Origin of the sequence: Rhodanobacter sp. MP1X3 (assembly GCF_014207165.1) — a bacterium.
GTDB lineage: Bacteria > Pseudomonadota > Gammaproteobacteria > Xanthomonadales > Rhodanobacteraceae > Rhodanobacter.
The window spans coordinates 90703-114244 of sequence record NZ_JACHCO010000003.1; the positions used below are offsets into that span (position 1 = coordinate 90703).

Consider the following 23542-nt stretch of genomic DNA (forward strand, 5'->3'; position numbering starts at 1 on the left):
GCAAGAGCGATCGCGCTAGCTCGGTCACCTGTCCGTGGGAGCGGCTTCAGCCGTGAAGCTGTTGGGGTTGTCGAAGCCGAAAAGGCGAGAGCATCGCGACTGAATTCCTCCTGTTGTGTCGAGCGATGTCTTCGGTCGACACAAGGCTTGTTCCGCTGTTTTCTTTGTGAAAAGTGCAAAATTTTGCGGCAAGTGCAAAAGAAGAAACGTGAGCCGGACTGAGCAATTTTGTTATTGCGCCCACGTTCTTGCGACCGCAGCATGCGTTGCGTCACGCACCGTTTAGACCGTATGGCGTGTTTCAAACCGAAACAGACGGTGCGTCGGGCAAGGTCATCCGGGGAATGCCACTGCGGCCTGAGCCATCGTCGATGAGCTGGCCAGCGAGCGTCGCTCCTGCGGCCAGCAAACAACCATGGGGAGGGGTATCCGAGTGAGCGATCGATTCAGCAATAATGTCCGGCAATCCACGCCTACGCGTCCGCGTCGAAGCTGTCTTTCAATGGCTATCGCGATGAGCATGGCGATGCTCTACATGCCGGCTCAGGCATGGGCACAGCAAGCGGAGACATCCGATGCCAGTAGCACCGGCACGGTCCAGAAGGCCAAACCAGAAACGCCCGCTGAGAAGGCTGGGGCCAAGCCTGGAAAAAAACAGGATGCCACCGATCTCACGGCAGTCACCGTCACCGGCGTACGTGCGAGCATGGCATCCGCCATCTCGATCAAGCAGGGCGCGGATCAGATCGTCGACTCGATTGTTGCCGAAGATATCGGCAAACTTCCTGACAACAATGTCGCCGAGGCGCTGCAGCGCATTTCCGGTGTCCAGATCGATCGAAACTATGGTGAGGGCAGCAGCATCGCGATCCGCGGTCTGACCCAGGTGCGCACCGAACTCAATGGCGGCGACAGCTTCACTGCCAACGGCGGTGACACGTTGAGTTTCGAGGATGTGCCATCCGAGCTGCTGGCGGGCATCGACGTGTACAAGAATCCATCGGCGGAAATGATTGAAGGTGGCCTCGGCGGCACGGTCGATCTGCGTACGCATATGCCGTTCGATTTCACGGGTCAGAAATTCGCGGTCAGCTCCGAGTATGACTACGCTGACCTGGCAAAGAAGGGTAAACCGTCAGCATCGGTGCTTTACAGCAATCGATGGAAGACCAGTGCCGGTGAGTTCGGCATCCTGGTGGATCTGGCCTATCAGAAACATGCGTTCCGCCAGGACGTGATTTCAACCGAGCCTTTCTACGCCGTGCAGGCTGGCTCGGGCGGTGCCTATGCAAACTATCCCAACTATACCGGCCAGACGCTCGAAGTCCCCCATGGCGGTGGCGTCGGGGAGACCGTTGGCGAACGTCGTCGCATGGGTAGCGATGTTGCGCTGCAGTGGCGGCCCAACAGCGACGTGGAGCTGCATGCGCAGGCGGTGCGCTCGGACTACCACTTCCAGTGGAACGATTACTCGTATTTCGCCTATACCGGCACTACCCCGATCGTGCTGGATACGACCAAGCCGTATTCATTCGGTCCCAGCGGCAACTTTCTCAGTGGCACCTTCGACGCTACGGGTAGCCTTGATACCGAAGGCAATCCTGATCCGAACGGGGCGACCACAGCCGGGATTCCCGTTGCCTCCAACAGCAGCCTGACCACACGGCACTCGATCACCACGGACTACACGTGGGGTGCTTCATGGAATGTGACCAACAATCTCTCGTTGAAGACCGATTTCCAGTTCATCGATGCGTCGACCACCACGTTCCGCTACATCCTCAATACAAGCACCACGACGCCGTATTTGTACCAGGACATCAGTGGCGGCCTGCCGGTACTGAAAGTGGACACAGCCTATACGACCAACCCGGCCAACAATACGTTCGGCTATCTGCTGGATGACAAGACCAACGCCACCGGACGTGAATTCGCATGGCGAGCCGATGGCGAGTACACGCTGGGAGGCAACTTTTTCCAGTCAATCAAGTTCGGCGTGCGCACCACTGACCGCACCGCGGAAACCGAAGATTCAGGCTATCGCTTCGTCTACATCGGTCAGCCGCTTTCCAATTTCCCTGCGTCGTCGTGGGTGATCAAGACGTATTCCGACTTCTTCCACGGCAATGCCAATACGTTTGGTTCCACCATCACGCCAAATCCGGCCTTGCTGTTTGACTACGTCAACTCGCTGGCGATGTTCGGCGAAACCACGCCGCTCAGCTATCCCGCTACCGGCATCAACAATCAGGGTCAGAAGACCTATGGTGGCTATGGCCTGGTGACCTTCGGCAGTCAACTCGGTTCCATCCCCTACGATGGCAACGTCGGTCTTCGTGCCGTACGCACCAATGTCAGCTCAAACGGCGCACTGTTGAACTCGTTGGGCGAGACTTTGCCGCTGGACGTCAACAATTCCTACAACTCGTTCCTGCCCAGCCTCAATGTCACCTTTCATCTGACCGACAAGCTGCAATGGCGTTTCGCGGCATCGAAGGGTTTGTCACGGCCGACCTTCGATCAGCTCAATCCGATGCTGCAGCTGAGCACGCCCGATGCCACCACTGGCGTCAACGCCTACACCGGCACGGCAGGCGGCAACCCGTACCTGAAGCCGATGACGGCGAATCAGTTCGACACGTCGCTGGAATGGTATTTGTCACCGTCACAGCTTCTGTCGGGCGCCTTGTTCTACAAGAGTGTGAACGGCTTCGTGCAAACGGTCACGCTCGAAAAACCTGAAATAGATCAATTCGGAGTCGTCCACGATTACGCCATCAGCAGCCTGGAAAACGGCAAGAACGGTGTGATCAAGGGTGCCGAAGTGGGTTACCAGACCTTCTTCGATTTCCTGCCGGCACCGTTCAATGGGCTGGGCATGCAGGCCAACTACACCTACGTCTACAGCAAGGCTCCGAGTCCGGATGCCTACGATACGTCGGGCAATCCGCTGCTGGTTCCACTCGAAGGCCTGTCAAAGAACAGCTACAACTTGATCCTGATGTACGAAAAGGGACCGGTCTCGGCGCGTATTGCCTACAACTGGCGCAGCCAGTGGGTAGAAACCACTCAGGGCAACGGTACCGGCAGCCTGCCGATCTACGACAAGGCGTTTGGTCAGGTTGATGCGTCGGTGACCTATCACGTCACCAAGGATTTCTCGTTGACGGCCGCCGCGGTGAATCTGACCAATACCAAGCGTGGTACGAACTTCGGCCTCGATACGCTTCCACGTGACGTCCAGATCAACGACCGCATGTTCAGCTTGAAGGCTCAGCTGGATTTCTGATTCACACCGACGTGCTGACAACCGGCAACCCGTTCCCTCGCGGGTTGCCGGTCTACCAATGTTGACGAGTTGATGAGCCAGCCTGAGCAAATCCCCATTGCCCGCCTTGTCCGAAGCTATCTGCTGCCTACTTGCCTGCTTGCCTATGGCCTGCTCGCAGCATGCAGGGCAAGTGCGCAGATCGTGCCGTACACGTGGCGCAGCGTGAGTATCGGGGGAGGAGGCTATGTCAGCGGACTGGTGTTTCATCCGGCGGAGCAAGGCCTGTACTACGCGCGCACCGATGTCGGTGGCGCGTATCGCTGGGATGACGGGACAAAACGGTGGATTCCGTTGACCGACTGGCTGACGGCCGACGATGTCAATCTCGGCGGCATCGACAGCATCGCGCTGGATCCGCGCGACACCGGTTGGGTCTATCTGGCCGCCGGTACCTATACCACCGACCACGCAGGCAACGCGGCGATCCTGCGTTCGCACGATCGCGGCAACACATTCCAGCGGGTCGATCTTCCGTTCAAGCTCGGTGGCAATGAGCTAGGTCGCGGTAATGGCGAACGCCTGGCGGTCGATCCGCACGATGGTCACATTCTTTTCCTGGGTTCACGCACGGCGGGCCTGTGGCGCAGCACCGACAACGCGGCGAGCTGGTCGCGCATCGACAGCTTTCCCGCCATGGCCACTGCGTCGTCGGCAAGCGCAGAAAACAGCTGGCGGCGGCAGTCGATCGGCATCGTGTTCGTGGTATTCGATCCGGCCAGCGGCCAGGCGAACCAGCCGACGCCGGTACTGTACGCGGGTGTTTCCACCCGGGAGACCAGTCTGTTCCGTTCCACTGATGGTGGTGTGAGCTGGAGCGCGGTACCCGGACAGCCGACCGGTTTGCGTCCGAACCACATGATCCGTGGCACCGATGACAGCTACTACCTGACCTATGGCGATGAGCCGGGACCGGACAGCATGCATGATGGCGCGGTGTGGAAATTCATGCCGGCCGACAATCGCTGGACCGACATCACGCCACTACCGCGCAACGACAAGCCGAGCGGCTTCGGCTGGGGCGACATCGCGGTGGATGCGCACGACCCGCACACCCTGATGGCCACCACGTTCTGCCATTACACGCCGTATGACGAGATCTACCGCAGCACCGATGGCGGCATGCATTGGGCAACGGTGTTTCCGCGCTCGTCGTTCGATCATTCCAATGCGGTGTGGACCAGCGACCATCATCCGCACTGGATGAGCGACATCGCGATCGATCCGTTCGATCCGGATCACGTGATGTTCGTCACCGGCTATGGCGTGTGGGCCTCGCGCAACATGCGTGCATTCGATCAAGGCAGCGTGGTGAGCTGGTGGTTCCAGGACACCAACCTGGAGGAGACCGTGCCGCTCGGTTTGGCTAGTCCGTTGCAAGGCGCGCATCTGCTCAGCGTGGTTGGCGATCTGGACGGCTTTCGCCATGACGATCTCGATGTCGCGCCGCTGCAGTTTGCCATGCCGCCGCGTTATGCGAACGGCAACAGCATCGATGTGGCGGGACGGGCACCGCTGGTAGTGGCACGTACCGGCCGTATCCGCGGGCCGGTCGATACCGTGCGTGCGGCGTATTCACTGGATGGAGCGAAGAGTTGGCAGGCATTCGCCAGCGAGCCAGGCGGGCAGGGTGAAGGCACGATCGCCCTTGCTGCGGATGGCCGCAGCGCCTTGTGGTTCCCGCTGGATGCCGGCCATGGCTATGTCACGGCTGACTGGGGCAGGCATTGGACGGCTGCCAGCGGTTTGCCCAAGACGGCGCGCGTGCTGGCCGACCGGGTCGATCCGAAGCGTTTCTACGCACAGGACATCACTCGTGGGGCACTGTTCGTGAGCCGTGATGGTGGCGCGCACTTCTCGCCGATCGGCGGCCAGCTCGACACCATCGCGCAGCAGGATTATCAGGCATCGCGCAGGCCTGCCGATGCGGCGGTATACGCCGTGCCTGAGCATGCCGGCCAGTTGTATGTGACCAGTGTCCGCGCAGGTGTGGTGCGTGGTCGCGATGACGGCAGCGTGTCATGGCGGAGCCGCACGATCGACAGTGCCGTTTCGCTGGGGTTTGGCAAGGCCGCCCCGGGGCACAGCGAGTCGACTCTGTTTCTCGCTGGAAAAATCGGTGGCAAGAGCGGGCTGTTTCGCTCGATCGACAGCGGGAAACATTGGCTGCGCATCAACGATGACGCGCACCAGTACGGCGAAATCGGTTACGTCACCGGCGATCCGCGCGTGTTTGGGCGGATCTATTTCGCCACCGGTGGCCGCGGCATTTTCCGCGGTGATCCGGCTACAAGCAGGGGCATGCACGCCACGGCAGCGCCGGTACGAAATGGGGAAAAGAACATGACGCCATCAAGGGGAATGCGATGAAGCGGAAACCGGTAAAAGCAATCGCCAGTACGTTGCTGGCACTGAGCCTCTTGATTGTCGGTACTGCGGCCGCAGCGGTGGCTATGCCGCAAGTGCTGCGTAAGGATGGTCGCTACCAGTTGCAGGTCGACGGCAAGCCCTATCTGATCCTCGGCGCGCAGGTGAACAACTCCAGCGCCTGGCCGGAGGTGCTGCCGCAGGTGTGGCCAACGATCGAGGCGCTGCATGCCAATACAATGCAGGTGCCGATCGCGTGGGATCAGATCGAACCGAAGCAGGGTCAGTTCGATTTCAGCTTCCTCGACACGCTGGTCGCGCAGGCACGCGAGCACAACGTGCGGCTGGTATTGCTGTGGTTTGCCAGCTGGAAGAACAACGGGCCGAATTACGCGCCGGCGTGGGTGAAGCTGGACAACCAGCGCTACCCGCGCGTGATAAAGAAAGACGGCTCGACGCTCAACTCGCTGTCACCGTTCGGCACCGCCACGCTGGATGCCGATCGCACCGCGTTCGTGGCGCTGATGACGCATCTGCGCATAATCGATGGCGATCGCCATACGGTGATCATGATGCAGGTGGAGAACGAGTCCGGTACCTACGGCACCGACCGCGACTACTCAGCGGCGGGTGACAAATTGCTGCAATCACCGGTGCCGGCGGCGGTGCTGAAGAAGACTGGCAAACCGACCGGGAGCTGGAACCAGGTGTTCGGCAAGGACGCGGCGGAGTATTCGTTTGCCTGGGCGATTGCGCACTACATCAACGAGGTAGCATCTGCCGGCCGCGCGGTCTACAACCTGCCGATGTATGCGAATGCCGCGCTGCGCGACCCGTTCGAACCGGGCCCGCCGGGCGGCTATTCCAGCGGTGGTCCGACTGACAACGTGCTCGGCATCTGGCGTGCGGCGGCACCATCGCTGGACCTGATCGCGCCGGATATCTACAAGCGGGAGTACGCCAAATACATCGCCGTACTCGATCGCTACCACCGTGCGGACAATCCGCTGTTTGTGGGTGAAACCGGCAACGACGTGGCGTTTGCACGCTATGTATTCGCCGCGCTCGGCCAGCAGGGAATTGGCTTCTCACCCTTCGGCATGGACTACACCAGGTATTCGAACTGGCCGCTGGGCGCGAAGAGAATTGACGAGGATACGATCAAGCCGTTCGCCACCAACTACGCGTTGCTGGCGCCGCTGGGGGGCGTCATCGCCGAGCTCAGTTTCGAAGGCAAAGTGTGGGGCGCGGCCGAGCCGGATGAGACCCATGAGCAGACGTTGGACATGGGCGACTGGCGCGTGCACATCGGTTATGGCCAGCCGCAATTCGGCATGGATCCGCCCAAGGGCAACGAGGAAAAACTGGGCGGCGTGCTGATCGCCCAGCTGGGCAAGAACGAATACCTGGTGACCGGCTATCACGCGCGGGTCGACTTCATGCCGGCCAAGGGCCGCGATGGGTTGCGCTTCCTGTTCGAGCGGGTCGAAGAGGGCCGCTACGAAAACGGGCAGTGGCACTTCATTCGCGAGTGGAACGGCGATCAGACCGACTACGGACTCAACTTCACCGGCCAGCCGCAGATCCTGCGGGTCAAGCTGGCCACGTATTAAAGGATGTAGCGCATGCCTATCAAATCTCTGTCCTTCGCCTTGCTGGTTTGCCTCGGCGTCGGTTGCGCCGTGCATGCCGACACGCCCGTTTCCGCGGGCCCGGTTGCGGATTCGCCCGCCATTGAACAACGCGTCGATGCGATGCTCGGCAAGTTGACGCTGGCGCAGAAGGTCGACTTGATCGGCGGTGTCGACAATATGTATACCCGTGCCGAGCCGGCAGCCGGCCTGCCGCGGCTGCAGATGTCCGACGGCCCGTTCGGTGTGCGCTCGGTAGGTCCATCCACCGCCTACATGGCGGGCGCCGGTCTGGCTGCGTCGTGGGATCCGCAGTTGGCACAACAGGTGGGCGAGGCGATGGGCCGCGATGCGCGTGCCCGTGGCGTGCACTTCCTTCTCGGTCCAGGCGCGAACATCCATCGTGCCCCGCAGAACGGCCGCAACATGGAGTACTACAGCGAGGATCCGTTTCTCGCCGGCAGCATGGCGGTCGGCTTCATCGATGGCATCCAGAGCCAGGGCGTGGTTGCCACGATCAAGCATTTCGCGGCCAACAATTCCGAATACGATCGCCGCCACCTGGACACCCTCATCGACGAGCGCACGCTGCGCGAGATTTACCTGCCGGCGTTCGAGATGGCGGTGAAGGACGCGCACGTCGGCGCAGTAATGAGCAGCTACAACCTGATCAACGGCGAGCACCTCAGTGAGAACCGCACGATCAGCCACGACATCCTGAAGCAGGAATGGGGCTTCAAGGGCATCTTCATGTCCGACTGGCAGGCGACGCACGACGGCATCAAGGCGTTCAACGCCGGCCTTGACCTTGAGATGCCATCGGCCGAGGCGATGACGTCACAACTCCTGCTGCCGCAGCTGAAGGACGGCAAGCTGTCGCAGGACGTATTGAACGACAAGGTGCGCCGCATCCTGCGCACAGCAGCGCGTTTCGGCTTCCTCGATCGACCACAGAAAGATCTGTCACAGCCGCTGTTCAACCTCGACAACGATGCGGTGGCGCTGCAGTCCGCGCGTGAGGGGTTGGTGCTGCTGAAGAACGAGCACAACGTGTTGCCGCTCGATGTGGACAAGTTGAAGACCATCGCCGTGATCGGTCCCAATGCCTTCCCCGCGATCTCCAGTGCCGGCGGCAGTTCGCACGTCGATACGTTCGAAGCGCAGAGCGTACTCAGTGGCATCACCCATCAGCTCGGCGACAAGGTACGCGTGCTGTACAGCCGTGGCCTGCCGTCGCCTGACGAGGTGTTCAAGCAGTCGAGCTTTGTCAGCCCCGATGGCGGCAAGGGCCTGCAGCAGCAGACCTTCGCCAATGACGATTTCCAGGGCAAGCCCAGCGCGACTGTCATGGACGAGCATGTCGACCAGTGGAAGCCGGAGCTGTGGACGACGGCGGCGACCGAGCGTCAGAGCATCCGCTGGAGCGGACAGTTCGTGCCCACGCATAGCGGCAAATACCTGTTCCTTACGGCCGCCGCCAGCCTGGATACTTATCAGTTGTTCGTGAATGGCAAGAACGTGATCGAACAGCCGCAGCGCGAGGGTCAGGCGCCGCTGTACGCCACGCTCGATCTGGTCGCAGGCAAGCCGGTAACCATCCGCCTCGACTACAAGCCCGACGTGAGCTACAGCCGCATGGGCATGGGCGTGATCGCACTGGATGATCTGATCTCGCCGGACGCGAAGAAAATGGCGGCGATGGCGGATGCCGCCGTAGTCGCCGTCGGCTTCGACCCTACCTCCGAGAGTGAAGCATTCGATCGCACGTTCCAGTTGCCGTGGGGCCAGGAGGCGCTGATTGATGCGGTGGCCGAGGTCAACAAGAAGACCGTGGTGACGGTGAACTCCGGCGATGCCTATGCCACCGACGGCTGGCTGGCCAAAGTGCCGGTGCTGCTGCAGAGCTGGTATCCCGGGCAGGAGGGCGGTCGCGCGATCGCCGAGGTGTTGTTCGGTGCGCACACGCCGGAAGGCAAACTGCCGATCAGCTTCGGTCGCGAGTGGAAGGACAATCCCACCCACGATTTCTACGATGCACCGCCGCACTCCGCGGGCACCAACCCCACGGTGAAATACGGTGAGGGCGTGTTCCTCGGCTATCGCTGGTACACCTCTTATCCGGACAAGGCACAGCCGTTGTTTGCCTTCGGCTATGGGCTTTCCTACACCACGTTCGCGTTCGGCCATCTGAGGCTATCGCCGGTGCAGGCGAAAGCCGATGGCACGGTGAGCGTGTCGTTCGACGTGACCAATACCGGCCAGCGCGCCGGTGCCGAAGTGGCGCAGGTCTACGTGGGCGATCCGTCGGCGAAGGTGGCGCGGCCGGCGCGTGAGCTGAAGGCATTCCACAAGGTACGTTTGCAGCCAGGCCAGACCGAGCACGTCACGCTCACGCTGGATCGCCGCTCGTTTGCCTACTACGACGTCAAGCGACATGCATGGCAGGTCGATCCAGGCCGTTTCAAGGTCTACGTGGGCGACGCCTCGAACAACACACCGCTGTCAGCGGATCTGGCGATTGGAGACTGAACCATGCATCGCATTCCCATGAACATGCTGGCCGGATTCCTCGTCATCGCGCTGGTATCCGCCTGCAGCAGCAACATCGGTTCGACGCAGGCCGCGATACCGCATGACGCCAATGTGGCGCCAGCGACATTCCAGCAGATCGCCGACGGCGTGATTGTCGACGTCGGCGGTGCGGCAAAGCAGATTCGCCTCGAGGTGGTCGGTGAAAAGATCATCCACGTCACCGCGATCCCGGGTGGCGGCTTCGACCTGCCGGCGAGCCTGATGGCAGTGAAGAACGGCGGTGACAAGCAATTTACTGTCAGCAGCGATGTCGGCCACGTGCGCCTGAAAACCAAACAGATCACCGCCGACGTGGCGACCGCCACGGGTGCCGTGCAGTTTCTCGACAAGGACGGCCAGCTGATTCTGGCCGAGCAGCCGAACGGTCGCACGTTCACGCCGGTCACCGTGCAGGACAAGTCGTTCTACGCCGTGCGCCAGCAGTTCGCCTCGCCCGACGACGAGGCGTTCTATGGCCTTGGTCAGCATCAGCAGGGCACGATGAACTACAAGAGCAAGGACGTTGAGTTGGCCCAGCACAACATGGACATGGGCATTCCGTTCGTGGTGTCCAGCCGCAACTATGGTTTGCTGTGGGACAACAATTCGATCACCCGCTTCGGCGATCCGCGTCCGTATCAAATGATCGACAAGCAGCTCAAGCTGTTCGATGCCGATGGCAAGCCTGGCGGTCTCTCTGCGGACTACTACGTCGACGGCAAGCTCAAGCTCAGTCGTGTCGAGTCGGAGATCAACTACCAGTACATCAAGGATCTGAAGAATTGGCCGGTCCAGCTCACCGATGCCAAGGGCATCACTGGTGGTCCGGGCCAGACGGTGGAGTGGAAGGGTTCGCTGGCATCCGATGTGGCCGGCCTGCACAAATTTCGCCTGTACGTCAGCGGCTACTTCAAGTTGTATGTCGACGACAAGCTGGTGCTGGACGACTGGCGGCAGAGCTGGAACCCGTGGTATCGCGATTTCTTCGTGCAGCTGAAACCCGGCGAGAAACATGCGATCCGCATCGAGTGGACACCGCAGTCGGGTTACATCGCGCTCGATCATCAGGATCCGCCGCCGGTGGCCGAGCAGAACGAGCTGTCGCTGTCCTCCGAGCTGGGTCATGCGGTCGACTATTACTTCATCGACGGCAGGAATCTGGACGAGGTCATCGCGGGCTATCGTGATGTCACCGGCAAGTCGGTGATGTTGCCGCGCTGGGCTTACGGCTTCTGGCAGAGCCGCGATCACTATGAGACACAGGAGCAACTGCTCGGCGTGGTGAAGCGCTACCGTGAACTGCAGCTGCCGCTGGACAACATCGTGCAGGACTGGCGCTACTGGAAGGACGACAGCTGGGGTTCGCATCAGTTCGACAAGGCGCGCTTCCCCGATCCCAAGGGCATGATCGACACGGTGCATGGCGAGCATGCGAACCTGATGATCTCGGTGTGGCCGAAGTTCTACCCGACCACCGCGAACTACAAGGAGCTCGACGCCAAGGGGCATATGTACCGCCGCAACGTCGAAGTCGGTGCAAAGGATTGGGTCGGTCCGGGTTACCTCAGCTCGTTCTACGATCCGTATTCGGCCGAGGGACGCCAGATCTACTGGCGGCAGATCCGCGAGAATCTCGGCGACCTCGGTGTCGATGCCTGGTGGATGGATGCCACCGAGCCGGATATCGAATCCAACCTCGACATCGACGAGCGCAAGTTGCGCATGGGTCCGACGGCCCAGGGCCCGGGTGCGGCGTTCTTCAACTCCTATCCGTTGATGACCACGATGGGTGCCTACCAGGGCAGTCGCGAGTCGTATCCGGACAAGCGCGTGTTCATCCTCACGCGTTCGACCTTCGCCGGGCTGCAGCGCAATGCGGCAGCGGGCTGGAGTGGTGACGTGGTGGCGCGCTGGAGCAATCTGCACGACCAGATCTCGGCCGGCATCAACTTTTCGTTGTCGGGCATTCCCAACTGGACTACCGACATCGGAGGTTATGCGCTGGAGACGCGCTATGAGAAACCGGACGCGAAGGATCTGAAGGAGTGGCGCGAGATCAACCTGCGCTGGTTCCAGTTCGGTGCCTTCATGCCGTTGTTCCGTTCGCATGGCCAGGGTGTGAATCGGGAAATCTACAACCTCGCACCGGTCGGCTCGGACGTCTATGACGCGCTGGCCTGGTACGACAAGCTGCGTTATCGCCTGATGCCGTACATCTACACCCTGGCGGCGGGCACGTATTTCGACGACAGCACTATCATGCGTGGCCTGGTGATGGATTTTCCGGGCGACGTCAAGGTTCGCGACATCGATGACGAGTACATGTTCGGGCCGGCCTTCCTGGTCGCGCCGGTCACCACCTACGAGGCCCGCAGCCGCGATGTCTACCTGCCGACCGGCAACAGCTGGTACGACTTCTACAGCGGCAAACGTTACGAGGGCGGCAGCACGATCAAGGCTGACGCGCCGCTGGAGCGCATGCCGCTGTTTGTGCGTGCAGGCGCCATTGTGCCGATGGGTCCGGCGATCCAGTACACCAACGAGAAGCCGGATGCGCCAATCACGCTGATCGTCTACACGGGTGCCAACGGCACGTTCTCGCTGTACGAAGATCAGGGCACAACCTACGACTACGAGCGCGGTGCGCACTCGCGCATTCCACTGAGCTACGACGAGGCCAGCGGGATGCTCAGCATCGGCAAGCGCGAGGGTAGTTATCCCGGCATGCCGGCACAGCGCCGCTTCAACATCCGCTGGATCTCTGGCCCCACGCCGATGGCGGTGGACTTCGACGCGCCGGCCGTACAAAGTATCGACTACAGCGGTGAAGCGATCACTGTGCACAAGGACGAGCAAGCGCAATGAACGGAAGTACGCCACATCCACAGCTGATCGGTCTCGACTGGGGTGCCATCAGCCTGCGCGCGTATCTGCTGGACGAAGACGGGAGCGTGCTTGACATGCGCGCCCGCCACTGGGGTATCCGCCATCTGCCCGATGGCGGTTTCGATGCGGCACTGGATGACGTGGTGGCGGGCTGGCCGGATGGTCCGGTACTCGCCTCGGGCATGGTTGGCAGTCGTGGCGGCTGGCGCGAAGTGCCGTACGTCGATCTGCCATCCGGCCTCACTGCGGTGGCTCGCGCGTTGAGCCACGTCGACAGCGCCAGCGGTCGGCGCGTGCACCTGGTACCGGGCTTGCGCAATACGGTGGCGGCCGATGTGATGCGCGGTGAGGAAACCGAGATCTTCGGCGCACTCGCGCTGCAACCCGTGCTGGCCGCGCGCTCAGCCCTCCTGCTGCCAGGTACCCATAGCAAGTGGGTCAATGTACGTGATGGACGCGTGGTGGATTTCGCCACGGCAATGACCGGTGAGCTATACGCGGCGTTGCGACATCACACGATTCTCGGTATCGGCCTTGGCGACGAGGATCCCCCTGTCGATCATGAGGCGTTCCTGCGTGGCGCAGTAACTGCTCGCGACAGTGGCGCGGCGGGTGCGTTGAGCCGGTTGTTCTCCGCACGTGCGCTGGTGCTTGCAGGTCAGCTCGATACGCAGGCGGTGCCCGACTATTTGTCCGGCCTGCTGATCGGCGAGGAACTGCGCAGCGCGCTGGCGGCCGGCCGTATCGATAGCGCCACACCGCTGCAACTGATCGGCAATGCACCACTGTGTCGACGCTATGCCGTTGCCGCCACCTGCTTCGAGCTGGGCATGGCATTGCCTCCGCAAGGCGCCGCTGCGCTGGGCCTGTGGCAGATTGCTCGCGTCGCCGGTCTGACCTCGGCGTCACTCCCCCAATCACGTGTCAATCGAGCAATGCCATGATCGGGTCATGGCTGCAACAATCATCGCCACCCTGCGTGGGCTGACCCCGTACAAGGCCACCAACCTGCAGCCGGGTGCGGTTTGCCATAACGACTTCATCCAACTCGTCGTCGGCAAGATTGTGGTTGCCACTTTCCTCAATTTGCTCAACGGCATCTAGCGAGAAACAGGGCCCTTTGTCACGCCGGTGTCCTTCGAGGCGCCAAGAATTGCGCCGCCGGCCTTGATCTGCACCAGTGCGGCGGTGGAGAGGTCGGTCGATTTCGCTGCCGGGATGTTGAACGTCTTGGGGCTTCCATCCCACGTGCCGAGGTTGACGAGTTCGCGCACCACGTTGCGATGGGGAAGAGTGCGACCGCCGTTTTCACCGGCGCGAATAGCGACGTTGATCGTGCGCGGGTCGTAACGCACCAGCCAGACATCAGCCGGTGCAGCAGGCTTGCCGGAACCCACCCGCAGTTGGCCGTTCTCCCATGACAGGGAAGGTCCTTGCGTATGCGCCTGTGCGATGACCTGATTGAGTTGTACGCGGTCCGTGCCGACGAGATCTTGCTCTCCATCCACCACGACCTGCGGCGTGTAGACACCATTCTGTTTCTGGTAGTGCGAGTAGTCGTATTGCCGGTCGGTAAACGCTTCGCTGGCGAAGGTGTCTTTCCAGCCGAGGTTGTCCCAATAAGTGACAGCAAACGATAGCGCGAGAATGTTCGCTTGCCCCGCGATGGCGTTGAGGTTGGCCTCGGCCGGAGGGCACGACGAGCAGCCCTGGCTCTGGAATAGTTCAACCACCACAAGCGGCGCGGCCGCGGGATGATCCTGCGCGTAGCCGATTTCGCTGAAGGCAATCAGCGCAAACACGCCGAGCAGAAGTTTGGCGGGTAATTGAATGAATGTGTTCATGGCGGACTCCAGCCGACACGGCGGATGGGATGAGTGCAGTGATGCGTGTCGTTACCTTTGTTCTTCGTCGGTGCACGGGGAAAGTTACCTTTCGTAGTGCTAAAGCTGACGCCCTTGGTCTTACGCCAGCGTTGAGATTCCCTCACGGCAGCAAGTCCAGTCAATGCCGCATTAGCTGTCAGGCAGCCCAAGCCGCGGTAGCGCTGGCACACTTCGAGCGCTTCCAGTACGTTCGTGAGACTTCAGGCGCGGGGAGTCGTCCATGAAATCTTTTCTAGCGATACTGTTGGCAGTTGTCCTGGTATTCGGTGTCACTTCGGTCTTTGCGGCACCGGCCGCTGACAGCACGCCGGTAACCGCAACAACGTCAACGCTTGCCACCTCGCCGCATTTCGATGTCGACGCGGCTACCAACAGCTACATGTCGCAGCTATCGCCGGAGGCGCGGGCGAATTCCGATGCGTATTTTGAGGGCGGCTACTGGCTGGTGCTGTGGGACTGCCTGTGGGCGTTGGGCGTGGCTTGGTTGCTGCTGGGTACGCAGTTATCGGTGCGCATGCGCAACCTGGCCGAGCGCATTACGCGCTTTCGCTGGCTGCAGACGGCCATCTATGCGATCCAGTACATCGTGCTGACGAGCCTGCTGACGCTGCCATGGAATATCTACGAAGACTATGTGCGTGAACACAAGTACGGCCTGTCTACCCAGGATTTCGCGCAGTGGTCTGGCGATCAGGTGAAGGGTCTGATCGTGGCGCTGATTCTCGGTACGGTGGCGCTGGTGATCATTTACGCGGTGATCCGCAAGGCAACGCGTACATGGTGGCTTTGGGGTTCACTGGTGGCCATCGTGTTCATGATGTTTGTCGGCACCATCGCGCCGGTGTACATCGCGCCCGTGTTCAACACCTACACATCGTTGCCGGATAGCCAGCTCAAATCACAGATTCTGTCGATGGCCCGCGCCAACGGCATTCCAGCCACCAACGTCTACGAGTTCGATGCGTCGAAGCAAAGCAAGCGCATCAGTGCCAATGTCAGCGGCATGTTCGGGACCACCCGTATCAGTCTCAACGACAACCTGATGAACCGCAGTACGCCGGCGGAGATCAAGGCCGTGCTCGGCCACGAAATGGGCCATTACGTGCTCAACCATGTTTATAAGGGTCTCGTGTTTTTTGCCGTCATCATCGTGATCGGCTTTGCGTTCGTGTACTGGAGCTTTGGCTGGGTCATGCGCCGCTGGGGTACAGGCTGGGACATACGCGACCCGGGTGATGTGGCCGGCTTGCCGCTGTTCGCGGCGCTGTTCACGATTTTCGTTTTCGTGCTGACGCCGGTGACCAACACGATCACCCGCAGTGCCGAGGCGGAAGCCGATGCATTTGGCATCAATGCCGCGCGTCAGCCGGATGGGTTTGCCGAAGCGGCCGTGCAGTTGTCCGAATATCGAAAGATGCACCCCGGCCCGATCGAGGAATTCGTGTTCTTCGACCATCCCAGCGGCTGGAACCGTATCCACCGGGCGATGGTCTGGAAGGCCGAGCATCTGGACGATGCGGATATTCGTGCTTTGCACGTCATCACACCGGTGACTTCGCGCTGAGGTACAGGGCGACCGAGTCAGGCGGTCTGCCTGCTGTTACGACTTCGCCTTCTTGTTCGGCAGCGCTGCTGCTGCTGCCGTAGTTCAGCAGGGTGAGAAAATAGCGGCTTTGGTGCCCGCGATCGACAAGTGATCGGGCGCGGCGTGCTTGAATCAAGGGCCTTCAGCTTTTGTGTGTGCGCGAGACCAGGCTCGCCAGCTGCAGCACCGCAGCTTCCGACACCGCGCGATTCGGTGTTACGTCGCTATTGTTGAAGTTGCCGGTATCGCCAAACGCCTGCACCAGCAGGCCATCGCTGCGCGGCACCATGCTGATGTGTTCGCTGCTTATGCCATAAGTGACCTCGGGCTGCGGAATCAGCCGTGCCGTCTGTCCGCGCACGGGAATGATCGAGTTGTCATTGAACAAGGCCCTGGCGCCATAGCCGGTGGCATTGATCAGCGTTCGCTCGGGCAATTTCAGCAGATCGTGCGGATGGTCGAACTCGCGCACCTCGATCTTGCCACCGGCGGTCAGGAAGTCGGTCATCAGCATGCGTGCATAGGTGCTGATGTTGAACATCATGGTTGTATAGCGATGCACGTACGGCTGGTGAAACGGATGGCTTCCGGCAGGCATGTCGATTGTGCGCGGTGTGAGATCGCGCACGCGATCGCGGAACTCGCCGTAGTCCGGCTCGTCGGATACCTCCGGCGGCTGCGGCTGATTGAATGGCGTATCCGATAGCGAGTAACCGTCGATCCATTCGATTGGTCGGCCGGGCAAACCCAGCAAGGTTTGATACATGCCGTAAGACGTGCGCGCCATCGTTTCCCAGCGTGCGCCAAAATCCGGTGCGTGTTGGGCGTCGCAGATGCGCGAGTCGGGCGTCCACAGTCCGGAAGCACGCATCGAGTAAACGTCCGGTGGCAGTGCCTTGGCGTAGATGCACACCGACATGCCGGCACGCTGGGCCAGTAATGCCGAGGTAAGGCCGAGTGCGCCGCAACCGATGACGCCGAGTTTGTGTACGCCGGTGTCCTGTGCCATACGCAGGGCCAGCGTGCTCGATCCCCACGACAGCGACCAGCCGCTGCCGCCGTGCCCGTAGTTGTGCACGATGGTTTTCTCGCCCAACCTTTGCGTTTCGATGCGCGGCCCGGCGGCGCGGAACGGGCGCGTGCAAACGTACACGCCGGTGATCCGGTCGGTCTGCGCCCGGATCGGTGCCAGTTCGACCATGCCCGGCGTACCCGCGATCGGTGGCGAAACGAGGGTTCCCGCTTTCGATGTGGGGGCCAGGGGCTGCCGCGCGCAGGCCACCAGTCCTGCCGTTGACGCCACCGCCAGCGTTGCACCGGCGTTGCGCAGAAATTGCCGTCGTTGCATGGATCGATCCCCGAATGTGATTAAAAAACCAGCCGCCGCTTCTGCAGAATGCATCGCGCCGACTCTTCTTAGCTGATCGTTCTGGCGAAATCAAAGCCTTCGTCTGGCACCGATGTGACGCGACACCTTGAGGCAACCACCGTCATACTGCCCCGATTGTGCTTCAACGCATTCGTTCAACACCGAGTTGCCGCCCATGAGAACACTGTTCCGGTATGCACTGGCCTTTGCCGCGATGCTGCTCGTTACCAATGCATCGGCAGCACAGCTCGATCCGCAGAAAACGCGCGTCTATATCGACCACGCCTGGGACACGCTCACACGTGCGATGGACGATTGTTCGGCGTTGCGCGACAGCAAGGTGACCACGCATTCGGTGCTGTATCTGCCTGCAGATATGCCATCGTCGCCTGGACTCGCCGGCGTAGTGAAACACTGCAACGTCGATGTGCGCGTGTTACCGCAGGTGATTGGCAAGCTGGGTGACTTTTCGCCCGCGGTACTCTCCAAACAGGGTCTGCTCTATCTGCCGCACCCCTATGTCGTGCCTGGTGGCTTTTTCAACGAGATGTACGGCTGGGACAGCTACTTCATCGTGCTTGGCCTGATCGCCGATCATCGCGAGGCGATGGCACGCGGCATGGTCGACAACGCGCTGTTCGAGGTGCAGCACTACGGTGCGGTACTCAATGCCAACCGCACCTACTATCTCACGCGCTCGCAGCCGCCATTCCTCGGCGCGATGATTCGCGCGGTGCTGGATGATCCGGCGAGCTTCAAGGACAAGGCCGAAGCGCGCGCCTGGCTGGCGCACGCGTATCCATTGGCGGTGCGCGACTACTCGACCTGGACACGCAAGGAGCATCTTGCCGGCGATACCGGCCTGGCCCGCTATTACGACTACGGCGGCCCGACACCTGTGCTCGAGATGCAGGACAGCGACTACCTGCGCGGCGTGATCGCCTGGCTGATCGCGCATCCATCGGATGATCCCGGCTATCTCGTCAAAGCCTCCGAGCATCCTGACGATGCGGAAGCAACGCGTCTGAAAGTCACCAGCTGCGATGTGCGTGCATCCAAGGTGTGCGCTGGTGCGTGGGCCAACGGTTATCGCCTCAGTGCTGACTACTACCTCGGCGATCGTGCGATGCGCGAGTCGGGTTTCGACACCACCTTCCGCGTCGGCCCGTTCGGCGGCTCCACCCATCAGTACGCCACCGTCGATCTCAACAGCCTGCTGTATCGCTACGAGCGCGACCTGCATGATTTCGCTGCGCAGCTCGGAAACGATGTCGACGCAAAACGCTGGACTGCGGCGGCCGTTGTCCGTAAAGCGGCGATCGACAAATACCTGTGGCGCGCCGACAAGGGCATGTACATGGATTACGACGTGGTTACCGGCAAGCCATCGGACTACCACTTTGTCTCGACCTATTATCCGCTCTGGGCCGGTGTGGCCTCGCAGCTGCAGGCAAAGGCACTACGAGGAAACCTGGGCATCTTCGAGCGCAAGGGTGGCCTGCAGATGAGCGACCGGAACAGCGGCGCGCAGTGGGATGCGCCGTTCGGCTGGGCGCCAACCAACTGGCTCGCCATTGCCGGCCTCGATGCCTATGGCTTTCACGACGATGCGCGCCGCATTGCCCGCGAGTTTACCGGCACCATCGATCGCAGCCTCGCCGACGACGGCACCATCCGCGAGAAATACAACATGGTCAGCGGCAACGCCGACGTAAAAATCAGCGCAGGCTACAAGGACAATGTCATCGGATTCGGCTGGAGCAACGGCGTGTACCTGAAGCTGCAGCAGTTGTTGAACGAAGCGCCCTCCGAGCATTGAAGGAGGGCGGCGCCATGCGACCAGCCTGGCGTCGTCGAGATGTCTGACGTGGCTTCAGTTCGTCGAGTGTGACTTGATTTATGGTCTACCCATGGCACTCCGTCGGCCGAGCTATATGATGGGGCGAGCTAAGCACTAGACTTGTATCAAGCTTTCTTGCAGTCACTTAATCTCGGTGGCGATCGCTATGACACAAGACACTCCTCAAAGCAGTGGTTATCTGAAGGCTCTTTCGTCGGGGCTTAACCACCAATGATCGCCCTGTTCTTTAAATGTCTGCTCGGCGCACTTGCGGTTCTCGTAATCGCGTTGCTGTCCAAGTCGAAGAGTTTCTACATTGCCGGCATGGTTCCGCTGTTTCCGACGTTTGCGCTGTTGGCGCATTACATCGTTGGATCGGAGCGGTCGATGGTGGCGCTAAAGACAACGGCGCTATTCGGGTTGTGGTCGTTGATTCCATATGCCGTCTATCTGTTCGCCGTCTATTTGCTATGCACACGGGTCGGGCTGGTCGCGACGCTCGGTTTTGCCACGCTGGCCTGGACGGTGAGTGCAGGCATGCTTTTAATCGCGTGGTCGCGACTGCATCCCGGAGCCGGTTGAAGGCAAGGTTCATCGAGTCTCCTTTACGCGCAGCGCTGCGGCGTAGACAAAGCCTCTCGCCTGAATAAGGCGCCGTATACGTTTATCCAGTACGCCTGACCTGCGTACGATTGAAGCCCCGATGGTGCCCGGGCTCCCCTATTTGGCCCCGCGGGCTAGAACCTCGCGACGCGCACCAATCGACATCGGAGCTTGCAGATTCCGCCGCATAGTCATGTCTGGCTGTTTAACTGTGTTTGTCCCCCCTTCGAATTCACGAATGGGGTTATGGAAGGAGTGGAACCATGATCACGTTGGGTGTGGAAGAGGAAATCCAGATAATCGACGACCAGGGACAACTGGTCGCGCATGATTTTTCGTTGGACTTTGCGGAGGCGAATATTCCCGAGGGCTTGATGGACAAAGAAATCCATCGATGTGTCATCGAAACCAAGACGCGCATTTGCCGAACCGTGCCGGAGCTGCTTTCCGCGGTTCGGCTGCTACGCGGGCAGGCACGGCGCAGGGCTGCATCGCAGGGGCAGCGCATTTTGATAGCCGGTATTCATCCTACGTCGGCGTGGCAGCAACAGCCGTTGCATGAGGGGGCGGACTTTCCGCACTACGCGCAGCTGATCGACGAGTACCGCGATGTGTCTCGCAGCGCGCTGAGTTTTGGCATGCACCTGCACCTGGGTTTTGCTATTGGCGCACCGCGAATGGCCATCATGAATCGGTTGCGGCATGTGCTTCCGGAGGTACTTGCGCTGTCGGCCAGTTCGCCATTTTTTGAAGGCCGCGATACCGGTCTGCATTCGTGGCGGCACAGTCTGCTGGATCGCTATCCGCGGATGGGTACGCCGGATGTGTGGGAAAGCGAACAGGGTTATCAGACGCATGTGGACCGGCTGCGCAAGGTCGGCTGCCTCGCTGAAGATCAGGGGCTGTGGCAGGACATCCGCTTGCATCATCGCTATGGCACGCTCGAAGTGCGCGTCATGGATACACATCCAGACCTGGCACGTATTGGCCTGATTGTGACCTTGCTGAAATGGGAGGCCGAAACGCTGCTGCTGGAGTTGCAGGCCGACAGACAGGGTCCGGTGTGGTCACGTGCATGCATCGAAGAAAACAAGTGGCGCGCGCGTCGCCACGGCTTGCATACGGAGTGGATTGACTGGAGCCGTGACAGTGTTTCCAGCACACCGGAGCACTTCGAGCGTTGGTGGTCACGCATAGCACCGCGTGCCAAAGATGCCACCGAGCGCACGTACTGGGAACGACAACTTGCCGATGCGTTGATCCAGGGCACCTTTGCCGATGTGTTGCGTCAGCAGGCCCATCGGCAGGCTGACTGGCATGCCACCTTGGAATGGATGGCTGCTTTGGTTGGCGACGACATCGTCGTTCCGCAGCGCGCGGAGGTGTGTTGATGAGCGTTTCTCCACAGGTGCGGCTTGAATTCATCGGCGTCGAACGCTTTGCACGCGCGCTATCGGATACATGCGCGCCACATCTTCCGCAAAGCCTGTTATCCGATCACTATGCGGTCGGCAATGCGGCGTTGCGTAACGCGTTGGATGTCAAGATTCAGCATCTGGTCAACGCCTTGAAACCGCATCTGCACCCTGATCGTTTGGCATGGCCGGGCGCGCGTGCGGATGTGCTGGCGCTGGATATGGCGTTCACGGAACATCCCTCTCAACCATTCGATCTGGCGTGGGTGGAAATCCAGGCCTTTACTTCGATGCTGCCCACTTTCCACACCATGCATCTGGCGCAGCGTCGGGTTCATGGTTTGGACGTCCATCTGCTTCCGCACGATCCATTGCCACGCGATACCTCGTGGATTGATCATTCGCGGCAATGGCTCGCCCCACACGCCAACACCGTATTGATCGAAGATCACCCACGCGATGGTCTCAGCTGGCCGGATCTCGACGGCGCACGCCACTGGTGGAATGTGGACGTGCACGATTGGCGCGACGTTGTCGTCGACGATGGCTATCTATGCAGTCCCGATCGCTCAAAGCGTTATACGCATGTGTGGAACCGGCTGATCTTTTCCGATCTTTCTGCCGCCGACCGCGCGCTGGCCGAAGCGAAAATGCGCGCCGCCCACAAGCTCAACTGGCACAGCCATCCGGCCTGGTACGACGGCGTGCACAAAGGAAGCCTCGCCGATCTGTCGCTGGCCGCGCACGAAACCTGCCACTGGCTGGAAGACGATGCGCTGCGCGCAACACAGTGGAACGAGCCCGAAAGGTGGGTGGCCAAATCCGTCAGCGGCCATTCCGGCAATGGCCTGCTGCTGAATCCCACCAGCGCCGAACTGCTGGCACTGCCGACGCCACGCCAATGGATCGTACAGAACAAATTCCGCCAGGTACCCATCGGCAAACATCCGCTGACCCTGCAGCCGTTGTTCGGCGAAGTCCGCTGCCTGCTTGCCTTGCAAGATGGCAAGGCGCCCTGGGTGATGGCCTGGATTTTCCGCTGCTCTACCAACGGTATCGCCACCATGAGTGGCCGACAGACTTTGCCGGGCGAGGGCATGACGCTGTTGTACTTTGATACGGGTAGGAAGTAGGACAGGGCATGGCTGTAAGCCCGCGAACTACCGAGATCGTTGGGCGCTCTACCAAGCATGATTACAGCCTTCTGGACATGTTCGTTTCAATTCGACGCGAACAGTCTGTAAGCGACACCGATGAATCTCTGCGTTGCCGCAGGGCATCGTCCTGACACCCGGGTCAGCTCAGCGCGGTACCTGCCAGGAACATTTCAACGGCGCGTTTGGCTATTCGTCGAATTGCCGGAAGTGCTATCGGAGGTGGCTCGCGCTGATACATCCGCTTGTTCACCTCGGCCGTGATCAGCGACATGAGCTGGAGTGCGTTCACGCGTGGATCGCTGCGGCGTAGCAGGCCATGATTCATCGACGCACCCAGTAACTTGGCGAGCGCTGTCATGCACTCGCTTGGGCCCGCGTCGTGGAACAGTTCCCCAACTTCGGATCGGCCTGCCTCGGCGACGACCATCCGGTTGATGGCGACTGCCTTGGCGTCATTCGTCAGTACATGGAGGATTCCCTGGGCAAAGCGCAACAGCACGGACTTGAGTTCCGTTTTGTCATTGGCGGTTGCCGGCAATGCCCGCGCGGCTTCCGAAAGATGCTGGGTAGCAAACGATCGGACCACTGCACCGAACAGTACCTCCTTCGACGGAAAGTACCCATAGAGCGTTGCCTTTGAACCGCCAAGCCGCTTCGCCAGCTCGTTCATGGACGCGCCTTCGTAACCAAATTCCTGAAACAACGTCGCTGCCGTTTCGATGATGGCTTCGCGCTTCGCTTCTGTACGAACTTTCATTCGGCCTCCGTAAGTGAACCCAACTGTACATTTTTCTTGACAGAAGCAAAACACTATCTCTAAAGTGTACAGTACAGTACGGTTTATTTACTGAGGTGGCGTTGCGCAGGCCACCCATCTGTCCGCGACGTCTGGCTCTTTACTTGT

The 23542-nt window shown here is 60.6% G+C and carries 15 protein-coding genes; 12 read left to right on the top strand and 3 right to left on the bottom strand.

What is annotated here, in order from left to right:
• Positions 1 to 502 precede the first annotated feature (502 nt).
• The 7 genes from HDE79_RS09580 to HDE79_RS09610 all read left to right on the top strand — a co-directional run bounded on the left by HDE79_RS09580 (position 503) and on the right by HDE79_RS09610 (position 13887).
• Positions 503 to 3289: a TonB-dependent receptor gene (locus HDE79_RS09580; RefSeq protein WP_221440109.1), complete on the top strand. Its 2787-nt coding sequence runs from the start codon at positions 503 to 505 to the stop codon at positions 3287 to 3289.
• A gap of 72 nt (positions 3290 to 3361) precedes the next feature.
• Positions 3362 to 5698 carry a cellulase gene (locus tag HDE79_RS09585; RefSeq protein WP_184601752.1) on the top strand — a complete coding sequence of 779 codons (2337 nt, stop codon included), beginning with the start codon at positions 3362 to 3364 and terminating at the stop codon, positions 5696 to 5698.
• A complete protein-coding gene (locus HDE79_RS09590; protein ID WP_184601753.1) occupies positions 5695 to 7308 on the top strand; it encodes a DUF5597 domain-containing protein in 1614 nt (537 codons plus the stop codon). The genes HDE79_RS09585 and HDE79_RS09590 overlap by 4 nt, the downstream gene beginning before the upstream one ends.
• Before the next feature lie 12 nt (positions 7309 to 7320).
• Complete coding sequence (locus HDE79_RS09595; protein ID WP_184601754.1) at positions 7321 to 9855, top strand: glycoside hydrolase family 3 C-terminal domain-containing protein; 2535 nt, start codon at positions 7321 to 7323, stop codon at positions 9853 to 9855.
• Between the two features lie 3 nt (positions 9856 to 9858).
• Positions 9859 to 12762, top strand: coding sequence for a TIM-barrel domain-containing protein (locus HDE79_RS09600; protein WP_184601755.1), 2904 nt, complete (start codon positions 9859 to 9861; stop codon positions 12760 to 12762).
• Positions 12759 to 13727 (top strand): 2-dehydro-3-deoxygalactonokinase, encoded by a 969-nt coding sequence (locus HDE79_RS09605; RefSeq protein WP_184601756.1) that lies wholly within the window; start codon positions 12759 to 12761, stop codon positions 13725 to 13727. The genes HDE79_RS09600 and HDE79_RS09605 overlap by 4 nt, the downstream gene beginning before the upstream one ends.
• Before the next feature lie 7 nt (positions 13728 to 13734).
• Entirely contained in the window at positions 13735 to 13887 is a 153-nt protein-coding gene (locus tag HDE79_RS09610; protein WP_184601757.1) for a hypothetical protein, read from the top strand.
• Here the strand turns inward: HDE79_RS09610 and HDE79_RS09615 are convergent.
• Positions 13884 to 14627 (bottom strand): DUF1223 domain-containing protein, encoded by a 744-nt coding sequence (locus tag HDE79_RS09615; protein WP_184601758.1) that lies wholly within the window; start codon positions 14625 to 14627, stop codon positions 13884 to 13886. The two genes, HDE79_RS09610 and HDE79_RS09615, sit on opposite strands and share 4 nt — an antisense overlap.
• 262 nt (positions 14628 to 14889) lie before the next feature.
• Here HDE79_RS09615 and HDE79_RS09620 point away from each other — a divergent pair, with 262 nt between their 5' ends.
• Positions 14890 to 16233: a M48 family metallopeptidase gene (locus HDE79_RS09620; protein WP_221440110.1), complete on the top strand. Its 1344-nt coding sequence runs from the start codon at positions 14890 to 14892 to the stop codon at positions 16231 to 16233.
• 163 nt (positions 16234 to 16396) lie between these two features.
• On the opposite strand, the gene HDE79_RS09625 is transcribed toward HDE79_RS09620, so the two are convergent.
• Positions 16397 to 17602, bottom strand: coding sequence for an FAD-dependent oxidoreductase (locus HDE79_RS09625; RefSeq protein ID WP_184601759.1), 1206 nt, complete (start codon positions 17600 to 17602; stop codon positions 16397 to 16399).
• 235 nt (positions 17603 to 17837) lie between these two features.
• Here HDE79_RS09625 and HDE79_RS09630 point away from each other — a divergent pair, with 235 nt between their 5' ends.
• The 4 genes from HDE79_RS09630 (at position 17838) to HDE79_RS09645 (ending at position 22614) form a co-directional block, all read left to right on the top strand.
• On the top strand, positions 17838 to 19442 hold the full coding sequence (locus HDE79_RS09630) for an alpha,alpha-trehalase (protein ID WP_255488378.1): 1605 nt from the start codon (positions 17838 to 17840) through the stop codon (positions 19440 to 19442).
• A 252-nt stretch (positions 19443 to 19694) separates the two neighbouring features.
• Positions 19695 to 20045 carry a GlpM family protein gene (locus HDE79_RS09635; RefSeq protein ID WP_184601761.1) on the top strand — a complete coding sequence of 117 codons (351 nt, stop codon included), beginning with the start codon at positions 19695 to 19697 and terminating at the stop codon, positions 20043 to 20045.
• A gap of 284 nt (positions 20046 to 20329) precedes the next feature.
• Entirely contained in the window at positions 20330 to 21457 is a 1128-nt protein-coding gene (locus HDE79_RS09640; protein ID WP_184601762.1) for a YbdK family carboxylate-amine ligase, read from the top strand.
• Positions 21457 to 22614 (top strand): hypothetical protein, encoded by a 1158-nt coding sequence (locus tag HDE79_RS09645; RefSeq protein WP_184601763.1) that lies wholly within the window; start codon positions 21457 to 21459, stop codon positions 22612 to 22614. The genes HDE79_RS09640 and HDE79_RS09645 overlap by 1 nt, the downstream gene beginning before the upstream one ends.
• Before the next feature lie 163 nt (positions 22615 to 22777).
• Here HDE79_RS09645 and HDE79_RS09650 read toward each other — a convergent pair whose 3' ends face one another.
• Positions 22778 to 23395 carry a TetR/AcrR family transcriptional regulator gene (locus HDE79_RS09650; protein ID WP_184601764.1) on the bottom strand — a complete coding sequence of 206 codons (618 nt, stop codon included), beginning with the start codon at positions 23393 to 23395 and terminating at the stop codon, positions 22778 to 22780.
• Positions 23396 to 23542: the final 147 nt, after the last annotated feature.